At 69.1% G+C, this 16426-nt stretch carries 21 protein-coding genes; 10 read left to right on the top strand and 11 right to left on the bottom strand.

Annotated features, from left to right (window positions below; genetic code table 11):
- Positions 1-19 precede the first annotated feature (19 nt).
- Together L2Z93_RS18530 and L2Z93_RS18525 are read left to right on the top strand one after the other, a co-directional pair.
- Complete coding sequence (locus L2Z93_RS18530; protein WP_090587843.1) at positions 20-646, top strand: TetR/AcrR family transcriptional regulator; 627 nt, start codon at positions 20-22, stop codon at positions 644-646.
- 11 nt (positions 647-657) lie between these two features.
- Positions 658-1017 carry a DoxX family protein gene (locus L2Z93_RS18525; protein WP_090587845.1) on the top strand — a complete coding sequence of 120 codons (360 nt, stop codon included), beginning with the start codon at positions 658-660 and terminating at the stop codon, positions 1015-1017.
- Between the two features lie 71 nt (positions 1018-1088).
- On the opposite strand, the gene L2Z93_RS18520 is transcribed toward L2Z93_RS18525, so the two are convergent.
- A complete protein-coding gene (locus L2Z93_RS18520; protein ID WP_090587930.1) occupies positions 1089-2030 on the bottom strand; it encodes an esterase family protein in 942 nt (313 codons plus the stop codon).
- 275 nt (positions 2031-2305) lie between these two features.
- On the opposite strand from L2Z93_RS18520, the gene L2Z93_RS18515 reads away from it, so the two are divergent.
- On the top strand, positions 2306-3013 hold the full coding sequence (locus L2Z93_RS18515; RefSeq protein ID WP_162561887.1) for a sensor domain-containing protein: 708 nt from the start codon (positions 2306-2308) through the stop codon (positions 3011-3013).
- Positions 3014-3021: 8 nt separating this feature from the next.
- Here L2Z93_RS18515 and L2Z93_RS18510 read toward each other — a convergent pair whose 3' ends face one another.
- The gene (locus L2Z93_RS18510; RefSeq protein ID WP_193438864.1) at positions 3022-3837 is read right to left on the bottom strand and encodes an ABC transporter permease; all 816 of its coding nucleotides are present in this window, start codon (positions 3835-3837) and stop codon (positions 3022-3024) included.
- Entirely contained in the window at positions 3827-4654 is an 828-nt protein-coding gene (locus L2Z93_RS18505; protein WP_090587853.1) for an ATP-binding cassette domain-containing protein, read from the bottom strand. Before L2Z93_RS18505 ends, L2Z93_RS18510 begins: the two co-directional genes overlap by 11 nt.
- Positions 4655-4816: 162 nt before the next feature.
- Here L2Z93_RS18505 and L2Z93_RS18500 point away from each other — a divergent pair, with 162 nt between their 5' ends.
- The 3 genes from L2Z93_RS18500 to L2Z93_RS18480 all read left to right on the top strand — a co-directional run bounded on the left by L2Z93_RS18500 (position 4817) and on the right by L2Z93_RS18480 (position 6305).
- Positions 4817-5272 carry a MaoC family dehydratase gene (locus tag L2Z93_RS18500; RefSeq protein ID WP_090587856.1) on the top strand — a complete coding sequence of 152 codons (456 nt, stop codon included), beginning with the start codon at positions 4817-4819 and terminating at the stop codon, positions 5270-5272.
- Between the two features lie 54 nt (positions 5273-5326).
- A complete protein-coding gene (locus L2Z93_RS19330) occupies positions 5327-5908 on the top strand; it encodes a DivIVA domain-containing protein (protein WP_272938672.1) in 582 nt (193 codons plus the stop codon).
- A gap of 100 nt (positions 5909-6008) precedes the next feature.
- On the top strand, positions 6009-6305 hold the full coding sequence (locus L2Z93_RS18480; RefSeq protein WP_370745922.1) for a hypothetical protein: 297 nt from the start codon (positions 6009-6011) through the stop codon (positions 6303-6305).
- Here the strand turns inward: L2Z93_RS18480 and L2Z93_RS18475 are convergent.
- The 3 genes from L2Z93_RS18475 to L2Z93_RS18465 form a co-directional block, all read right to left on the bottom strand.
- Complete coding sequence (locus L2Z93_RS18475) at positions 6302-6661, bottom strand: hypothetical protein (protein WP_090587862.1); 360 nt, start codon at positions 6659-6661, stop codon at positions 6302-6304. The two genes, L2Z93_RS18480 and L2Z93_RS18475, sit on opposite strands and share 4 nt — an antisense overlap.
- Before the next feature lie 68 nt (positions 6662-6729).
- A complete protein-coding gene (glgX, locus tag L2Z93_RS18470) occupies positions 6730-8886 on the bottom strand; it encodes a glycogen debranching protein GlgX (protein WP_090587865.1) in 2157 nt (718 codons plus the stop codon).
- A gap of 42 nt (positions 8887-8928) precedes the next feature.
- Positions 8929-9516 (bottom strand): TetR/AcrR family transcriptional regulator, encoded by a 588-nt coding sequence (locus L2Z93_RS18465; protein WP_090587868.1) that lies wholly within the window; start codon positions 9514-9516, stop codon positions 8929-8931.
- A gap of 94 nt (positions 9517-9610) precedes the next feature.
- Between L2Z93_RS18465 and L2Z93_RS18460 the strand changes: the two genes are divergently transcribed.
- Positions 9611-10954 (top strand): cytochrome P450, encoded by a 1344-nt coding sequence (locus L2Z93_RS18460; protein ID WP_090587870.1) that lies wholly within the window; start codon positions 9611-9613, stop codon positions 10952-10954.
- Positions 10951-11406: a PaaI family thioesterase gene (locus tag L2Z93_RS18455; protein ID WP_090587872.1), complete on the top strand. Its 456-nt coding sequence runs from the start codon at positions 10951-10953 to the stop codon at positions 11404-11406. Before L2Z93_RS18460 ends, L2Z93_RS18455 begins: the two co-directional genes overlap by 4 nt.
- Here L2Z93_RS18455 and msrA read toward each other — a convergent pair.
- The 3 genes from msrA to L2Z93_RS18440 are packed head-to-tail and all read right to left on the bottom strand — an operon-like array spanning position 11403 to position 12769.
- Positions 11403-11906 (bottom strand): peptide-methionine (S)-S-oxide reductase MsrA, encoded by a 504-nt coding sequence (msrA, locus tag L2Z93_RS18450; RefSeq protein ID WP_090587874.1) that lies wholly within the window; start codon positions 11904-11906, stop codon positions 11403-11405. The two genes, L2Z93_RS18455 and msrA, sit on opposite strands and share 4 nt — an antisense overlap.
- A gap of 11 nt (positions 11907-11917) precedes the next feature.
- Complete coding sequence (locus L2Z93_RS18445) at positions 11918-12388, bottom strand: SRPBCC family protein (protein WP_090587877.1); 471 nt, start codon at positions 12386-12388, stop codon at positions 11918-11920.
- Positions 12389-12397: 9 nt separating this feature from the next.
- On the bottom strand, positions 12398-12769 hold the full coding sequence (locus tag L2Z93_RS18440; protein ID WP_234786063.1) for a nuclear transport factor 2 family protein: 372 nt from the start codon (positions 12767-12769) through the stop codon (positions 12398-12400).
- A 54-nt stretch (positions 12770-12823) separates the two neighbouring features.
- On the opposite strand from L2Z93_RS18440, the gene L2Z93_RS18435 reads away from it, so the two are divergent.
- Together L2Z93_RS18435 and L2Z93_RS18430 are read left to right on the top strand one after the other, a co-directional pair.
- Positions 12824-13264: a nitroreductase/quinone reductase family protein gene (locus tag L2Z93_RS18435; RefSeq protein WP_234786064.1), complete on the top strand. Its 441-nt coding sequence runs from the start codon at positions 12824-12826 to the stop codon at positions 13262-13264.
- Between the two features lie 18 nt (positions 13265-13282).
- Positions 13283-14020, top strand: a complete 738-nt coding sequence (locus L2Z93_RS18430; protein WP_090587939.1) for a glutamine amidotransferase — start codon at positions 13283-13285, stop codon at positions 14018-14020.
- Here L2Z93_RS18430 and L2Z93_RS18425 read toward each other — a convergent pair whose 3' ends face one another.
- Together L2Z93_RS18425 and L2Z93_RS18420 are read right to left on the bottom strand one after the other, a co-directional pair.
- A complete protein-coding gene (locus L2Z93_RS18425) occupies positions 14021-14281 on the bottom strand; it encodes an HPr family phosphocarrier protein (protein WP_090587882.1) in 261 nt (86 codons plus the stop codon). It abuts the gene before it with no gap.
- 37 nt (positions 14282-14318) lie between these two features.
- Positions 14319-16400: a PTS fructose transporter subunit IIABC gene (locus L2Z93_RS18420; RefSeq protein WP_090587885.1), complete on the bottom strand. Its 2082-nt coding sequence runs from the start codon at positions 16398-16400 to the stop codon at positions 14319-14321.
- Positions 16401-16426 lie beyond the last annotated feature (26 nt).

Here is a 16426-nt window from a genome sequence, read left to right as displayed (position 1 = left end):
TCGGCGTACCGTACTGAACATGTTCACTGAACAGGTTCAGCCAAAGTCGACGGGCCGGGCTGCGCAGCGGGAGCGGACCCGGGCGGGCGTGCTCGAGGCCGCCCAGCGGTTGTTCGCCGAACAAGGGTTCCGTGCGACCACCATCCGGCAGATCGCCACCGCGGCGGGGGTCAGCGTCGGCACCGTGATGGCCGTCGGCGATAAGGACGCGCTGCTGGTCGCGGTCTTCGATCGGCGGATCGGCGCCGTGCACGAGGCGCGCGCCGACGGGCGCGAGGCGCCGCCGTCCGGCACGCCCGCGGCGCGGATCGGCGCGTTGGTGCAGCCGTTCCTGGACATGTTCGGCGCCGATCCCGCGCTGGCGCGCGAGTACGGGGCCATCCTGGCCCGCGGCACGACCCGGGCGGAGGTTTTCACCGACCTCGCCGTCGCGTTGACCGCCGAGTTCGCCGCGGTGTTCCGCGACGCGGGCCTGGGCGCCGACGCCGAGTCCGCCGGCCGCGCGGCCTACCTCGCCTACCTCGGGCTGCTGATGGCCTCGCCGTCGCTGCGGACCGGGATGGGCAGCATCCGCGACCAACTCGAGGACGTCGTCGGCCTGCTGGCCGACCGCGACAGCAAAGACCCCCACCCGAAGTCGATCTGAAAGGCACAACCATGTTCGAGACACCCGATCCGGCCTGGCCGGTGATGGCGCTGGCCGCCGTGCTGGCCGTCGACGCGCTGCTGTCGGTGAAACCGGTGGAGTTCATCCGCGAATGTCTGGTCTGCGTCAACTTCCCGGTCGAATGGGGATGGGCGCTGGTGTGGATCAAGTTGGTGGCGGTGGCCGGTCTGCTGGTCGGCCTGAACGCCCCGGGCGTCGGGGTGGCCGCGACCGCCGGTGTGATCGCCTACTTCCTCGCCGCCGCCGCGGCGCATATCCGCGCCCGCGCGCTCGGCGTCACGTTCTGGGTCAATTGCCTGGGCATGCTCGCGTTCGCGGTGGGGGTGCTGTTGATCTCCTTCGTGCTCTGAGGGCAACGTGCGGCCTCAAAACGCTTCGGCCCCTGCCCGATTGGGCAGGGGCCGAAGTGTCGGAGGAGTGATCAGCTCGCGGCGGGTGCGCCGTTGAGCGTGGCCTGCATGTCGGGCACCATCTGCTGCAGCTGCTGGCCCCAGTAGTTCCAGCTGTGCGTGCCGTTGGCCGGGAAGTTGAACACCCCGTTGGTGCCACCGGAGGCCAGGTAGTTGTCCCGGAACGTCACATTGGTGCGCAGCGTCAAGCCCTCCAGGAACTGGGCCGCCAGCAGGTTGCCGCCGTCGGCGCCGGAATCCAGGTCCGACGGGGTGCCGGTGCCGCAGTACACCCACAGCCGGGTGTTGTTGGCGACGAGGCTGGCCATGTTCACCATCGGGTCGTTGCGCTTCCAGGCGGGGTCGGCCGACGGGCCCCACATGCTGGTCGCGTTGTAGCCGCCAGAGTCGTTCATCGCCAGCCCGATCAGCATCGGCCACCAGCCCTCGGACGGATTGAGGAAGCCCGACAGCGACGCGGCGTAGGTGTACTGCTCCGGATGCCAGATCGCGTACGTCATCGCGGCGCTACCGGCCATCGAGATGCCGACCACCGCGTTGCCGGTGGTGGACACGCCCTTGTTGGCCGCCAGCCAGGTCGGCAGCTCCTGGGTCATGAAGGTTTCCCACTTGTAGGTGTAGGCCTGGCCATTGCCCTTGGACGGCTCGTACCAGTCGGTGTAGAAGCTGGACTGGCCGCCGACCGGCATCACGGCGGACAGCCCGGAGCCGTCGAACCATTCGAACGCGGGGGTGTTGATGTCCCAGCCGTTGTAGTCGTCCTGCGCGCGGAGTCCGTCGAGCAGGTAGACGGCGTGCGGGCCGCCGGGCTGGAACTGGACGCGGATGTCGCGGGCCATCGACGGCGACGGCACGTCCAGGTACTCGACCGGCAGGCCGGGGCGCGAGAAGGCGCCGGCGGTGGGGGTCTCGCCGACGATCCCGGCCAGGGCCGGCAGCGCGGCGGCGGTCATGGCCACCGCGGCGGCGCGGCGCAGGTTGGCCTTCGCCCGCAACTTGTGTACGAACTTCACGACTGGTTCCTCCGTCACTGAGAATTACACGGATGTGTTTCTGGTGTGACGCAAGTGAATCATGGGGCGTACGTGACTCGGGTTGGGGAAACTCGGCGCGCCAATCGCGGTTGGCTAACGATTACGTCTCGGCGCCGAGGCCGGACCGTCACCGATGTGTGACCTCCCTCAACTGGCGTGCGGAGGCGGCCAGGATCGGCGTTAGGGTCGACGGTGTGAAGTCGCGAATCTTCGCCGCCGCGGCGGCCGGGCTGCTCGTGCTGACCGGGTGCACGACGACCGTCGGCGGCGTCGCGAAGCCCGCCGACAACGACGGACCGCTGAAGCCGAAACCGATGGCGACCTCCGCCGTCGCGAGCCTGCTGCTGAGCCCGTCCGAGGTGGCGTCGGCCGTCGGACTTTCCGCCACGCTGTACCAGCGCGGTGAGGCGACCGAGATGACCGATTCCACCGGACTGGACAACCGCGACTGCCGATCCTCCTGGGCCCCGCTCGAGGAGGGCACCTTCGGCGGGACCGGCTGGCTGCAGGCCTTCGGCCAGATCGTCAGCGACGCGCCGGACCGCGCCACCAAGGCGACCATGCAGTTCACCCAGGCGGCGGTCTCGTTCAAGGATTCCGACGCCGCCGACGCCATGCTGGCCGGCGCGGCCAAGAAGTGGAACTCCTGCTCGGACAAGACCATTCTGTACACCAGTTCCGACGGCAGGCAGGCCCGCTGGACCAACGGCTCGGTCACCGACGACGACGGCGTGCTGTCCATGACGCAGACCGTCGAGGGCGGGGGAGGCTGGGGTTGCTCCCGGATGCTCGGCGTGAAGAACAACATCGCGCTGGACCTGCTGTACTGCACCACCGGACCGGGCAGCGAAGCCAAGGAGCTCTACGACGAGCTGGCAGAATCCATCACGCTGACCTACTGACCCGACGCTCAGCGGGTCAACCGGCGCAGCAGCGCCGACGCGCTGGCGATGCCCAGCAGGGCCGCCAACACCAGCACCCCGATGTCGACCAGGTAGTTCGCCGGAGTGCCGAGCAGCAACCCGCGCAGCGCGTTGACCTGGTAGCTGAGCGGATTCACCGCGGACAGCCGCTGCAGCCACTCCGGCATGATGTCCACCGGGTACAGCGCGTTGGACGCGAAGAACAGCGGCATGGTGATGGCCTGGCCGATGCCCATCAGCCGGTCCCGGTTGCGGACCAAACCGGCCAGCGTCATCGACAGGCAGGTGAAGAACACCGTGCCCAGCACCACCACGGCCATCGCCGCGAGGATCCGCAGCGGGTTGACCGTCAGCGGGATCATCATCAGGTAGGCGATCGCCAGCACGCCGACGACCTGCGCGACCGACCGGATTCCGGCGGCGAACGACTTGCCGGTGACCAGCGCCGCCGGCGGCGCCGGCGTCACCATCAGCTTGGCCAGGATTCCGGCGTCGCGGTCCCAGACGATCTGGATCCCGTAGAAGATCGCGATGAACAGCGCCGACTGGGCCAGGATGCCCGGAGTCAGGAACGCCAGATAGGACACCTCGCCGGTGTCGATGACGCGCAGGTGCGAAAACGTTTGACCGAAGATCAGCAGCCACAGCGCCGGCTGGATCATCCGGGTCAGCAGCTCGCTGCGGTCGCGCCGCAGCTTCTGCAGCTCGACCAGCGAGAACGCCCCGATCTGGCCGCCGAGCGCGGCGATCCGCGCCCGGCCCCGCGGGGCGCGGATGACCGTCACGGTGTGCTCAACCGACACGACGCGCCGTCCGCCGTCCGGCGCGCACGCGGCTGAAGTCACCCTCGCCGCCGCCGTCGGCGAGATCCCCGCCGGCGTAGTGCCGGAACACATCCTCCAGCGACGTCTCCGCGCCGTTCGGGCGGCCCGGCAGGGAGGCCTTGAGCTCGGCGGGGGCGCCTTGCGCCTGCAGCTTCCCGTGGTGCAGCAGCGCCACCCGGTCACACAGCGCGTCGGCCTCCTCCATGTAGTGCGTGGTGAGCAGCACCGTCATCCCGAACTCGGCCTGCATGCTCTCCAATTGCGTCCACACGCCCTCGCGGGCGATCGGGTCCAGCCCGACGGTGGGCTCGTCGAGCAGCAGCAGCGCCGGACGGTTGACCAGTGCCTGGGCAAGTTCCAGTCGGCGCACCATGCCGCCGGAGTAGCTCTGGGCGGGACGATCGGCGACGTCGGTCAGCCCCATCGCCTCCAGCGCTGCGGACACCCGGTCGTCGCGCTCGCGGCGCGGCACCCCGTAGAGCCGGGCGAACCACGCGACGTTCTGCCGCCCGGTGAGCAGCGGCTCGATGGAAAGTTGTTGCGGCACATAGCCGATGTTGTAGCGAATGTCGGCGGCGTCGCGCGTGGCGTCCAAGCCCAGGATGGACAGTTCGCCGTGCTGAACCGGCGACAGCGTCGCCAGGGTTTTGATGAAGGTGGACTTTCCGGCGCCATTGGGCCCGAGCAACCCGAAGGTCTCCCCGACCTCCACCCGCAGGGTCAGATCGTCGACGGCGGTGAAATCGCCGTACCGGTGCGTCAATCCGCGGCAGTCGACGGCAGCAACGGATGGCATCGTCACAGCGTGCTCCCTCGGTTCGCGATCTGGACCGATTTTAGCCGGGGGCGCTGTGCGCGCCCTGTGCGGCGAGGCCCACCCGGGCCCGGGTGGCAACGCGATGTGTGATCATCGGCATAGCGCCGATTGCGCCGTCATCGACCGAAAGGCAACCACAGCATGCGGACGTTCGACTCGCTGGAAGATTTCGCCGCCGCCACGGGCGAGGAACTGGGCGTCAGCGACTGGTTCGACGTCACCCAGGAAGCGGTGAACCAATTCGCCGACGCCACCGGCGACCACCAGTGGATCCACGTCGACCCGGAGAGGGCGGCCGCCGGCCCGTTCGGCGGGACCATCGCGCACGGGTTCATGACGCTCTCGCTGCTGCCGGTGCTGATGCAGCAGATCTACACCGTGGATGGGGTCAAATTCGCGCTCAACTACGGCGTCAACAAGGTCCGCTTCCCGTCGCCGGTGAAGGTGGGCTCCCGGGTGCGCGCCACCAGCACCCTGGTCGACGTGCAGAACCTGGGCGGCGGGGCCCAGCAAGCCGTCCTCTCCACCATCGTCCAGGCCGAGGGCGCCGACAAGCCGGCCTGCGTGGCCGAATCGGTCATTCGCTACCTGGGCTGACCAACGAATATTGCCGTCCGGTCGTCCGGCCGAACGAAAATAGGATCCTCAGGTATGCAGGATTATCTGGAGCCGCTGACCGCCACGGCGGTGCGTGAGGTTCGATTCCGTCAGCCGAAGGTTGGGCGGCGTGGCTACGACATGGATGAGGTCGACGCCTTCCTGGACATCGCCGCCGCCCGTCTCGAAGGCCGTAACGCGCTGACGGTCGCCGACGTCGAAGCCGTGCGCTTCGGCCGCCCGCCGATCGGCAGACGCGGCTACCGCGAGGACGAGGTGGACGCCCTGCTGGAGCGCATCGTCTACACCGTCTCCATCATGCCCGCGGGCCGCCCGCCGGCCGAACCGGAGCCCGCTACGGCGCGCGCGGACGGAGTGCTGAGCGCGGACGATGTTCGGAAAGTGATGTTCGGCAAACCCACGTCGCGCTGGGCGAAGCGCTACCACGAGGATCAGGTTGACGACTTCCTCGACGTGGTGGTCGCCGCACTGGAGACCGGCGACGGGCTGACCGTGGCAGATGTTCGGGAGGTGCGGTTCGGCCGGCCCGGTCTGGGTCGGCTCGGGTACCCCGCCGAGGAGGTCGACGCGCTGATGGTCCGAATCGCGGACACTCTGGACGCGCGCCGGGGGTGATTGCGGCGACGATGGGGCGCCGCGAGTCGTCGGGCGCCGGGGTTGCTGGTATTTATGTTCTCAAGAGGCGGCCCGCCCGCAACGAGACAGTCAGAGAGGACTGCCCCCGATGGACATTGACGACGACGGCCCCGACCAGACCCTGAACCCGAGCGAGTCGCTGGACTCCGACGAGGTCCGCAACGACGACGGCGACATCGTCGTCGACCCGCCGGAGCGCTGGATCCCGGTCGAGGAGGACCAGACCCTCGACGAGCGGTTGGCCGCCGAGGAGCCCGATGTGCTGCCCCCGGGTGACCCCGAGGCCCGTCCCAGCCGCGCCCACCGCGGCCAGATCGACGGGACCCCCGAGGACGGTGAGTCCTTCTACTCCGTCATCGACGGGGACGAACGCTAGGTCGCGGTGAACCAGGCGGTGATCAGCGTCGCGCTGCCGAGCAGGCAGAGTGGCGTCATGATCGCGGCCGCCTTGGCGCGGTAACCGCGCGGGAAGGCGAACGGCGTTGTCATCGCGGCGACCAGGGCGCAGGGGAGTGCCAGCAGGGTGCCGAAAATCAAGGTGTAGCCGTGCGGGTCATCGCCCGGGTCGGTGCTGAACCGCGACCAGAGCACCAGCAGCCCGAAGAAACCCGCGATGCCCGCGGCGCCGAACCCGATCAGCCCGCAGAGCACCTGCACCACGATGCCCACCCCGCTCGAGGTTGGGCGTGGCGGCTGCTGCGGATACGGGTACGGGTACACGACTTCCAGCATCCCAGGTGATCCGCACGCGAGTCGGCGCCAAATCCTCCGGCACTCCCGACGCAGGCGGTCACGCGGGCTCAGCCTTCGGCCGGATCCTCGACGGCCTTCAGCACCACCAGGGAGCGGGCGGTCACCGGGGTCACCGAACCGGAAGCCGTCGGTTCGGCGCCGGACTCCGAGGTGAGCGCGGGCCGCGCGGTGTCGATGACGATCTGCCAGTGCGAGCCGAAATCGGCCGGCGGAAGCTGAAACTCGATGTCCTCGTAGTGCGCGTTGAAGCACAGGAAGAACGAGTCGTCGGTGATGCGGTTGCCGTGCGCGTCGGAGCCGGCGATGCCGAGTCCGTCCAGATAGACCGCGACGGACTTGCCGAATCCGGAATCCCAGTCCGCGTCGGTCATCTCCGCGCCCTCCGGGGTGAACCAGGAGATATCGGGCCGGTCGGTGTCCTCGGCGTGCCGCACCGGTCGGCCGGTGAAGAAGCGGCGCCGCCGGAACAGCGGGTGCGCGGCCCGCAATGCCGAGACCCGGCGCAGGAAGTCGGTCAGCTCGGTGTCCGCGGACTCCCAGTCGATCCAGGTGATCTCGTTGTCCTGGCAGTAACCGTTGTTGTTGCCGCCCTGCGTCCGGCCGAGCTCGTCGCCGTGGCTGAGCATCGGCACACCCTGGGACAGCAGCAGCGTGGTGAGGAAGTTGCGCTGTTGGCGCGCCCGCAACTCGTTGATCGCCGGATCGTCGGTCGGGCCCTCCGCGCCGCAGTTCCAGGACCGGTTGTGGCTTTCGCCGTCGTTGTTGCCCTCGCCGTTGGCCTCGTTGTGCTTCTCGTTGTAGGACACCAGGTCCGCCAGCGTGAAGCCGTCGTGGGCGGTGACGAAGTTGATCGACGCCACCGGCCGTCGTGCGGTCGCCTCGTACAGGTCGGGTGAGCCGGTCAGCCGGTAGGCGAACTCGCCGAGGGTGGCGTCCTCGCCGCGCCAGAAGTCCCGGACGGTGTCGCGGTACTTGCCGTTCCACTCGGTCCACTGCGGCGGGAAGTTGCCGACCTGGTACCCGCCCGGGCCGACGTCCCACGGCTCGGCGATCAGCTTGACCTGGCTGACGGTCGGGTCCTGCTGCACCAGTTCGAAGAACGTGCTCAGCCGGTCGACGTGGTAGAACTCCCGGGCCAGGGTGGAGGCCAGGTCGAAGCGGAACCCGTCGACGTGCATCTCGGTCACCCAGTAGCGCAGCGAGTCCATGATCAACTGCAGCGAGTGCGGGTGCCGGACGTTGAGGCTGTTGCCGGTGCCGGTGTAGTCCATGTAGTAGCGCTTGTCGTCGTCGACCAGCTGGTAGTACGCGGCGTTGTCGATGCCGCGCATCGACAACGTCGGCCCGAGGTGGTTGCCCTCGGCGGTGTGGTTGTAGACGACGTCCAGGATCACCTCGATGTCGGCGCTGTGCAGCTCGCGCACCATCGCCTTGAACTCCTGGACCTGGGCGCCGGGGGTGCTGGTCGAGGTGTAGATGTAATCCGGGGCGAAGAACCCGATCGTGTTGTAGCCCCAGTAGTTGGACAGGCCCCGCTCGATCAGCGTCGAATCGTTGGCGAAGTGGTGCACCGGCATCAGTTCGAGGGCGGTCACCCCCAGCGACTTCAGGTGTTCGATGATCGCCGGGTGCGCGATCGCGGCGTAGGTGCCGCGGATCTGCTCGGGGATGTCGGGGTGCGTCATGGTGAGGCCCTTGACGTGCGCCTCGTAGATCACCGAGTCGTTGTACTCGCGCTGCGGCGGGCGGTCCACGCCCCAGTCGAAGTAGGGGTTGATGACCACCGACTTCGGCATGCTGGCCGCCGAGTCATCGTCGTTGCGGCTGTCCGGGTCGCCGAAGTTGTAGCCGAACACCGACTGATCCCAGGCGAACCGGCCGTCGATGGCCTTGGCGTACGGGTCCAGCAACAGCTTGTTGGGATTGCAGCGGTGGCCGGCGGCCGGGTCGTACGGCCCGTGCACGCGGTAGCCGTAGCGCTGCCCGGCGGCGATCCGGGGCAGAAAGGCGTGCCAGACGAATCCGTCGACCTCCGGCAGGGTCACCCGGGTCTCGGTCAGCCCGCCCTTGCCGTCGTCGTCGAACAGGCACAGCTCGACCTTCTCGGCGACTTCGCTGAAAAGCGCGAAGTTGGTTCCCGAGCCGTCGTAGGTCGCCCCCAGTGGGTAGGCCTTGCCCGGCCACACTTCCGGCGGTTGTTCCATATTTGTTTCTCCTAGAGGGCCCGACCTGAACAACCTAGTCGGTCAGGGCTCCCGGAGCATAAGACCGACGCAGGCCGCCACCGCCGGACCGGTGATATCGGCGATGTCGCCGCCGTCCTCCAGGGTGTAGGCGGTGAGCTCGCGCAGGCCGCCGAGCAGGATGATCGCGGTGGCCGGCGTGACGGGGGAGATGCCGGCGCGGGCGAAGCCGGGGCTGGCTGTGATCTCCAACAACAACTCGGTGAAGCGGTCCATCCCGCGGCGTTGCACCGGGCGCGCCTGGTGCCCGAGGGCGGGAAATTCCCGGATCCAGGCCAACGTGATGGCCGGTCGGGCGTGGATCGCGTCGACGTAGGCGTCGATCGCCGAGGTGATCTGGTCGCGGTAGTCGGCGTCCGGGTCCACGGCGTCGCGGATCAGCCCGATCATCGTCACGTTGTCGGCGTCCAGCAGCTGCAGCAGGCAGTCGTCCTTGCTGGTGAAATGCGCGTAGAAGGTGCGCTTGGAGGTCTTGGCGGCCCGGACGATGTCGGCGACGGTGGTCTCGCGGTAGCCGCTGGCCTCGATGGAGGCGACCAGGCCGTCGAACAGTCGCGCCACTTCGGTCTGCGGCTGTTCGCGCTCGGTCACCCGGCCCCCTTGCCGTCGCTGGTACTGCAGGGTACCGTACCGTCACACGGGTGTGGTACGCATTGGTACCACACCGATCATCGGAGGCGCGCCCATGTCAGAGACCCTCGCCGACCCCGTCGTCGAGAAGAAGTCCGGCCAGTTGCCGCCCGCGCCGAGGCGATTGCCGAAGATCGTGCAGGGCCTGGGTTACGTGCTGCTGCGACGACGGGTGGTCAACCGGCTGGCCCGGCGGTTGGGCCCGGCGTTCACCCTCGACGTCCCGCTGTTCGGAGAGATGGTGGTGGTCGCCGATCCGGTGCTGGCCAAGCAGGTGTTCACCGCCAGCCCCGAGGATCTGGGCAATGTGCAGCCGAATCTGAGCCGGATGTTCGGACCCGGCTCGATCTTCGCGCTCGACGGCGCCGAGCACCGGGCCCGGCGCAAGCTGCTGACGCCACCGTTCCACGGCAAGGCCATGCACCGCTACGAAGCGATCGTGGAACAGGAGACCCGAGCCGAGATCGCGAAGTGGCCGCAGCGCACCGAGTTCCCGACGCTGGAACCGATGATGCGCATCACCCTCAACATCATCCTGCGCGCCATCTTCGGCGCCGACGGGGCCGAGCTCGAACGGCTGCGCCGCATCATCCCGCCCTGGGTCACGCTGGGCTCCCGGCTGGCGGTGCTGCCCGACCCGCCGCGCAAATGGGGCCCCTGGCGACGGTTGGCGAACTACCGCGCCGAATACGACGCCACCGTGGAGAAGCTGATCGAACTGGCGCTGGCCGATCCGGAGCTGGAGAACCGCACCGACGTGCTGTCGCTGATGCTGCGCAGCCGATACGACGACGGCACCGCGATGACCAACAGCGAGCTCGCCGACGAACTGCTGACCCTGCTGGCCGCCGGCCACGAGACCACCGCCTCCACGCTGGCGTGGGCCTTCGAACGGATCTCCCGGCATCCGGCCGTGCTGGCCCGGCTGGCCGCCGAAGCCGACACCGACGACAACGACTATCGCCAGGCCGTCATCACCGAGGTGCAGCGCAACCGGACGGTCATCGACTTCGCCGCCCGGCACGTCTACGCGCCGGAATTCGAACTGGGCCCGTGGCGCATTCCGCGCGGTTCCACGGTGTCCATCGCGATCGCGCAGATGCATTGGAACGAAGCGGATTTCGCCGAGCACGCCCTGTTCGACCCGGAGCGCTTCCTGGGGGTGCGGCCGAACATGTTCGCCTGGATCCCGTTCGGCGGCGGGGTGCGGCGCTGCATCGGCGCGGCGTTCGCGAACATGGAGATGGACGTCGTGCTGCGCACCGTGCTGCGCGAGTTCCGGATCGAGCCCACCACGGCGCCGGATGAGAAGGCGCACAACCGGGGGGTGGCGTTCGTGCCGCGAAAGGGAGGCCGGATCACCGTCGTGCGCCGGGCCGTGGCAGCATCGGGCGCATGAGCGAATCCCTCGTCGACCAGATGAACGCGGCGCTGTCGACCACCATCCCGATCGCCGCCAAGATGGGCGTCACCATCGTCGAGGCCGGCCGCGGGTACGCCGTTTCGTCGGTTCCGGCCGAGGGCAACGGCAATCACTTCGGCGTCATCTACGCCGGGGTCCAGTTCACCGTGGCCGAGGTGCTCGGCGGCATCATCGCGCTGTCGACCTTCGACACCGCCAAGTTCTTCCCGCTGGTGAAGAACCTCGACATCAGCTACCTGAAGATGGCGAACTCCGACCTGCGCGCCGAGGCGCGGCTGGACGACGAGACCATCGAGCGGATCGCCGCCGAGGCCGAGGCCAACGGCAAGTCCGATTTCACGCTGGAATCCGACATCGTCGACGCGGCTGGCGTCGTGGTGGCGCGGACCCGCGGGCTCTACCAGCTGCGCGCCTACCCGAAGTCCTAGCCGCTGACCCGGGGCAGCTTCCAGCCCGGGCGCGGGTAGTGGCAGGTGTACCCGCTGGGGTAGTGCTGCAGGTAATCCTGATGCTCGGGCTCGGCCTCCCAGAACGGGACCGCCGGAACCACCTCCGTCACCACCTTGCCCGGCCACAGGCCGGAGGCGTCGACGTCGGCGATGGTCTCGGATGCGACCCGGCGCTGCTCGTCATCGAGATAGAAGATCGCCGAGCGGTAGCTGGAGCCGACGTCATTGCCCTGCCGGTCCCGGGTGCTGGGGTCGTGGATCTGGAAGAAGAACTCCAACAGCGCGCGGTAGTCGGTGAGCTCGGGGTCGTAGACGATCTCGATCGCCTCGGCGTGGCCGGGATGATTGCGGTAGGTCGGGTGCTCATTGCTGCCACCGGTGTAGCCGACCCGGGTGCGCAGCACACCGGGCAGCGCGCGGATCAGCTCCTGCATCCCCCAGAAACAGCCACCGGCCAGGATCGCGGTCTGCTCGGCCATGCTTTCTCCCTTCAGGCGGCGTCGGCGCGGCGTTTGATCCGTTCCAGCGTCGCCTCGATATTGGTCTGGTTGACCGCGGCGCGGTCCTTCGCCCCGGTCAGCAGCCCGCCGACCGGGACCATCCAGCGCGGCCGCCGGTCCCAGGTGCTCTCGGTCAGCCGACAGCCGGCCTCGGTCGGCTCGATCTGATAGCTCCACCGGGCGATCGGGATGCCCGCGGCGCGCACGTCGAAGGCGAACTCACGGCCCAGCACCGCGCGGGTCACCGTGCACTTGGTGGCCCAGCGCCGCCAGCCATTACGGTTCTTGCCGACGAACACCGATCCCGGAACCACCGAATCGCCCTTCTGCCAGACCATCTCGGTGGTCTCCGCGGTGAGCGCGGACAGCGTGCGCAGGTCGGTGATCAGCGCGTACACCGCCTTGGGGTCGGCGGTGATGTCGACCGACGCCGACGCGGACGGGGTGGACGGGTTTGTCATGTGGCCAGTTTAGGACCAGGGCGATTCGCCGTACTCCCGCAGCGAGGTGATCAGACCGTCGTGGGTGTCGAAGATGAACACCACCGGGGTCAGCCGACGCGCGCCGTCCGGATCGACGGTCTCGGCCTCCGCCTCGATGACGGTGCTCTCGTTGTCGTTCACGCAGCGGGTCAGGTGGAACTCGAAATCGGTGCGGGCCATCGCCGCGTCCAGGATGCGATGAAACTCCGCGGCGCCGGATTCGCGGCCGGTGCGGTTGGACCAGTGCGTGAAATCGTCGGACAGCAGGCTGAACGCCTCGTCGAGGGCGCCGTCACCGCTGACGCACTGGATGAACATCCAGCCCAATTCGGCCTGGGGGTCGTCGAACGGCGTCGTCACGTCGCTCATCCTGTCCGGCTGCGGGTCCGTCGTCAACGACCTACGGTTGACGGTGTGGACACACCTGAGAAGAAGGGCCGCGCCAACCCGTTGGAGATCGGGCACCGTTTGCTGCTGACCCTGACCGGCGGCCGCTTCCCCAAAACCATCATGGGGATGAAGACCGTCGAACTGCACACCGTCGGGCGCAAATCCGGCCGCCGCTACGCGAACATGCTGACCACCCCGATCCACGACGAGAACCGCATCGTGCTCGTCGCGTCCAAGGGTGGCGACCCGAAGGACCCGGACTGGTACCGCAACGCCATCGCCACCCCGGAGATCACCATCACCGTCGACGGCGTGGACCGTCCGATGACCGCGCGCACCGCCACCGAGGCCGAGCGCGCGCAGCTCTGGCCGCAGGTGGTCAAGGCCTACCGCGGGTACGACAGCTACCAGAACAAGACCGATCGGGTCATTCCGCTGCTGATCTGCGAACCGCGCGCCCACTAACGGATAGATTTGGCGGTCATGCCCGGCCGCCTGCCGTTTCTGTTCCTGTCGATCCGCGCGGAGGACGCCGCCGCCGACGACGAGTACCGCTCGGTGCTGCGGTTCGCGCGCCTCACCCCCGACCGGGTGCGCCGGATCCGGCTGACCCACCAGCGTCTCGGTGACATCGACCTGGCCGACTGGTCGGGGGTCATCCTCGGCGGCGGCCCGTACAACGTGAGCGATCCGCAGGAATCCAAGACCGACACCCAGCGGTGGACCGAGGAGGACCTGCTGGCGCTGATCGGCCGGGTCGTCGAGGCCGATCACCCGTTCCTGGGCTGCTGCTACGGCATCGGGACGCTGGGCACAGTCGTCGGGGCGACGGTGGATCGCACCTACGGCGAACCGGTCGGCGGCCTGTCGGTGCGACTGACCGACGACGGCCGGGCCGACCCGCTGATGGTCGACCTGCCGGAGGAGTTCGACGCCTACGGCGGCCACAAGGAGGCCATCACCGAGCTGCCGCCGCACGCGGTGCCGCTGGCCACCTCGCCGGCGTGCCCGGTGCAGGCGTTCCGGGTCGGCGAGAACGTCTACGCCACCCAGTTCCATCCGGAACTCGACCTCGACGGGCTGTGCACCCGCATCGACGTCTACGCCGAGTACGGCTACTTCCCGCCGGAGGCCGCCGAGCAGCTCAAGGCCGCGGCGCGGCTGCGGGATGCCCAGCACGCGCCGAGCATCCTGCGCCGCTTCGCGGAGCGCTACGGGTAGCTACTCCGCGTCGAGGTCCTTGGCGACCAGCTCGGCGATCTGCTCCAGCACCGCCGGGTCGTCGGTGGCGACGGTCACCTCGGCGCCGTTGCCGGCGCCCAGAGTCATGATCATCAGGGCCGAGCCGGCGTCGATCGGTTCGCTGCCGTCGTAGGCCAGCGTCACCTCGGCGCCGGAGTTGCTGACGGCCTCGGCGATCAGCGCCGCGGGGCGGGCGTGCAGACCGACGGCGGATCCGACGATGACGTTCTTGCTGGGCATGTGCGCTCCTATCAGGGGTGGGGTTACTTCGGAAAACTCAGGCGGCGACCGGCGCCGCGGCGTCCTCGGCGGACTTCTTGCCGAGGAACTGTTTGGCGGCGATCACCGCGACGGCCCCGACGACGGTGCCGGCGGTCAGCGCGACGATGAACCAGGCCAGGTTGCCGATCGCGAAGAACACGAAGATGCCGCCGTGCGGGGCCTTCGAGGTCACGTCGAACGCCATGATCAGCGCGCCGGTCACCGCGCCGCCGGCCATCATCGACGGGATCACCCGCAGCGGATCGGCGGCGGCGAACGGGATGGCGCCCTCGGAGATGAACGACGCGCCCAACAGCCAGGCCGCCCGGCCGTTCTCCCGCTCCGGCTCGCTGAACAGCTTCGGCCGCACCGCGGTGGCCAGCGCCATCGCCAGTGGCGGCACCATGCCGGCGGCCATCACCGCGGCCATGATCCGCATGGAGGCGACATCGGTGGTGGACAACCCGGCGGCGGCGAACGCGTAGGCGGCCTTGTTGACCGGGCCGCCGAGGTCGAAGCACATCATCAGACCCAGGATCACCCCGAGGATCAGCACCGAGGAGCCGCTCATCCCGGACAGCCATTCGGTCAGCGCGTTGGTCAGCGCGGCCAGCGGCCGGCCCAGCAACAGGAACATGGTCAGCCCGACGACCAGGGAGGCGCCCAGCGGGATGATCACCACCGGCATCAGGCCGCGCAGCCAGCGCGGAACCTCGAGTCGGCCGATCGACTTGGCCACGAACCCGGCGATGACGCCGCCGACGATGCCGCCGATGAACCCGGCGCCGACGAACACCGCCACCGCGCCGGCGGTGAAGCCGGGGGCGATGCCGGGCCGGTCGGCCATCGCGAACGCGATGTAACCGGCCAGCGCGGGCACCAGGAACATGAAGGACAACTGGCCGACGGTGAACAGCACCGCGCCGATGTACTGCATCAGCCCGCCGGCGGGCAGGTCGGTCAGGGTGTTGGTGACGGCGATGTGCGCGCCCAGGCTGTTCATTCCGTAGGCCTGCGCGGACTGGCCGTCGGCGGCGTTGGCGATGTCGTAGCCGGCGAACAGGAAGCCGAGCGCGATCAGCAGACCGCCGCCGGCGACGAACGGGATCATGTAGCTCACGCCGGTGAGCAGGATCTGCCGGGTGCGGGTGCCCCAGCCGACGTCGGAGGAGCCCTGGGTCGCCGAACTCGACGCCGCGGCGGCCCCGCCGCCCTCCACCCGGGCCGCGTTCGGGTTGTCCGACGCGGCGACCGCCTCGGCGATCATGACGTCGGGTTCGTTGATGGCCCGCTTCACCCCGGACGCGATGACCGGCAGGCCGGCGAACCGGCCGCGGTCCTTCACCCCGACCTCGGTGGCGAATATGACGGCGTCGGCCGAGGCGATCACGTCCGGCGGGATCGGGGTGCTGCCCGAGGAGCCTTGGGTCTCCACCACGAAGTCGACCCCGGCGCGTTCGGCGGCGAGCTTGAGCGAGTCGGCGGCCATGTAGGTGTGCGCGATACCTGTCGGGCAGGCGGTGATCGCGACGATCCGCTTTGGTTTCACCGCGGCGGGCTTGGCCTCGGCGGGCGTGGCGATCTCGGCCTGCGCGGCCTGGGCGGTCTCGGCAGGCTTGGCGGCGGGCTTCGGCTTGGGGTGCACCGCGGAGTCGATCAGCGCCACCACGTCGTCGGCGGTGGCGGCCTCGCGCAGCGAGGTGACGAAGTCCGGGCGCACCAGCGACCGGGCCAGGCTGGACAGCAGTTTGAGGTGCTCGGCGCCGCCGGAGTCCGGGGCGGCGATCAGGAACACCAGATCGGCCGGGCCGTCGGGCGCCCCGAAGTCGACCTTGGGGTCCAGCCGGGCGAAGGTGATCGTCGGGACGTCGACGTACGGGGAGCGGCAGTGCGGGATCGCGATGCCGCCCGGCAGCCCGGTGGCCGACTTGGCCTCGCGCTCGGCTGCGGCGCCGGCCAGACCTTTCGGATCGTCGCAGCGTCCGGCCGCGGCCGCCTGGGCGGCGAGCCGGGCGATGACGGCTTCTTTGTCGGCGCCGGCGTCCACGCCGAGCAGCACCAGGTCCGGGGTGGTCACCGGCGGACTGGGTTGGGTCATGGCAGTCACTTTCGTCGGAATCGGTG

It is taken from the genome of Mycolicibacterium brumae (assembly GCF_025215495.1).
Lineage (GTDB): Bacteria > Actinomycetota > Actinomycetes > Mycobacteriales > Mycobacteriaceae > Mycobacterium > Mycobacterium brumae.
This window is presented reverse-complemented; position numbering and strand designations above follow the sequence as displayed.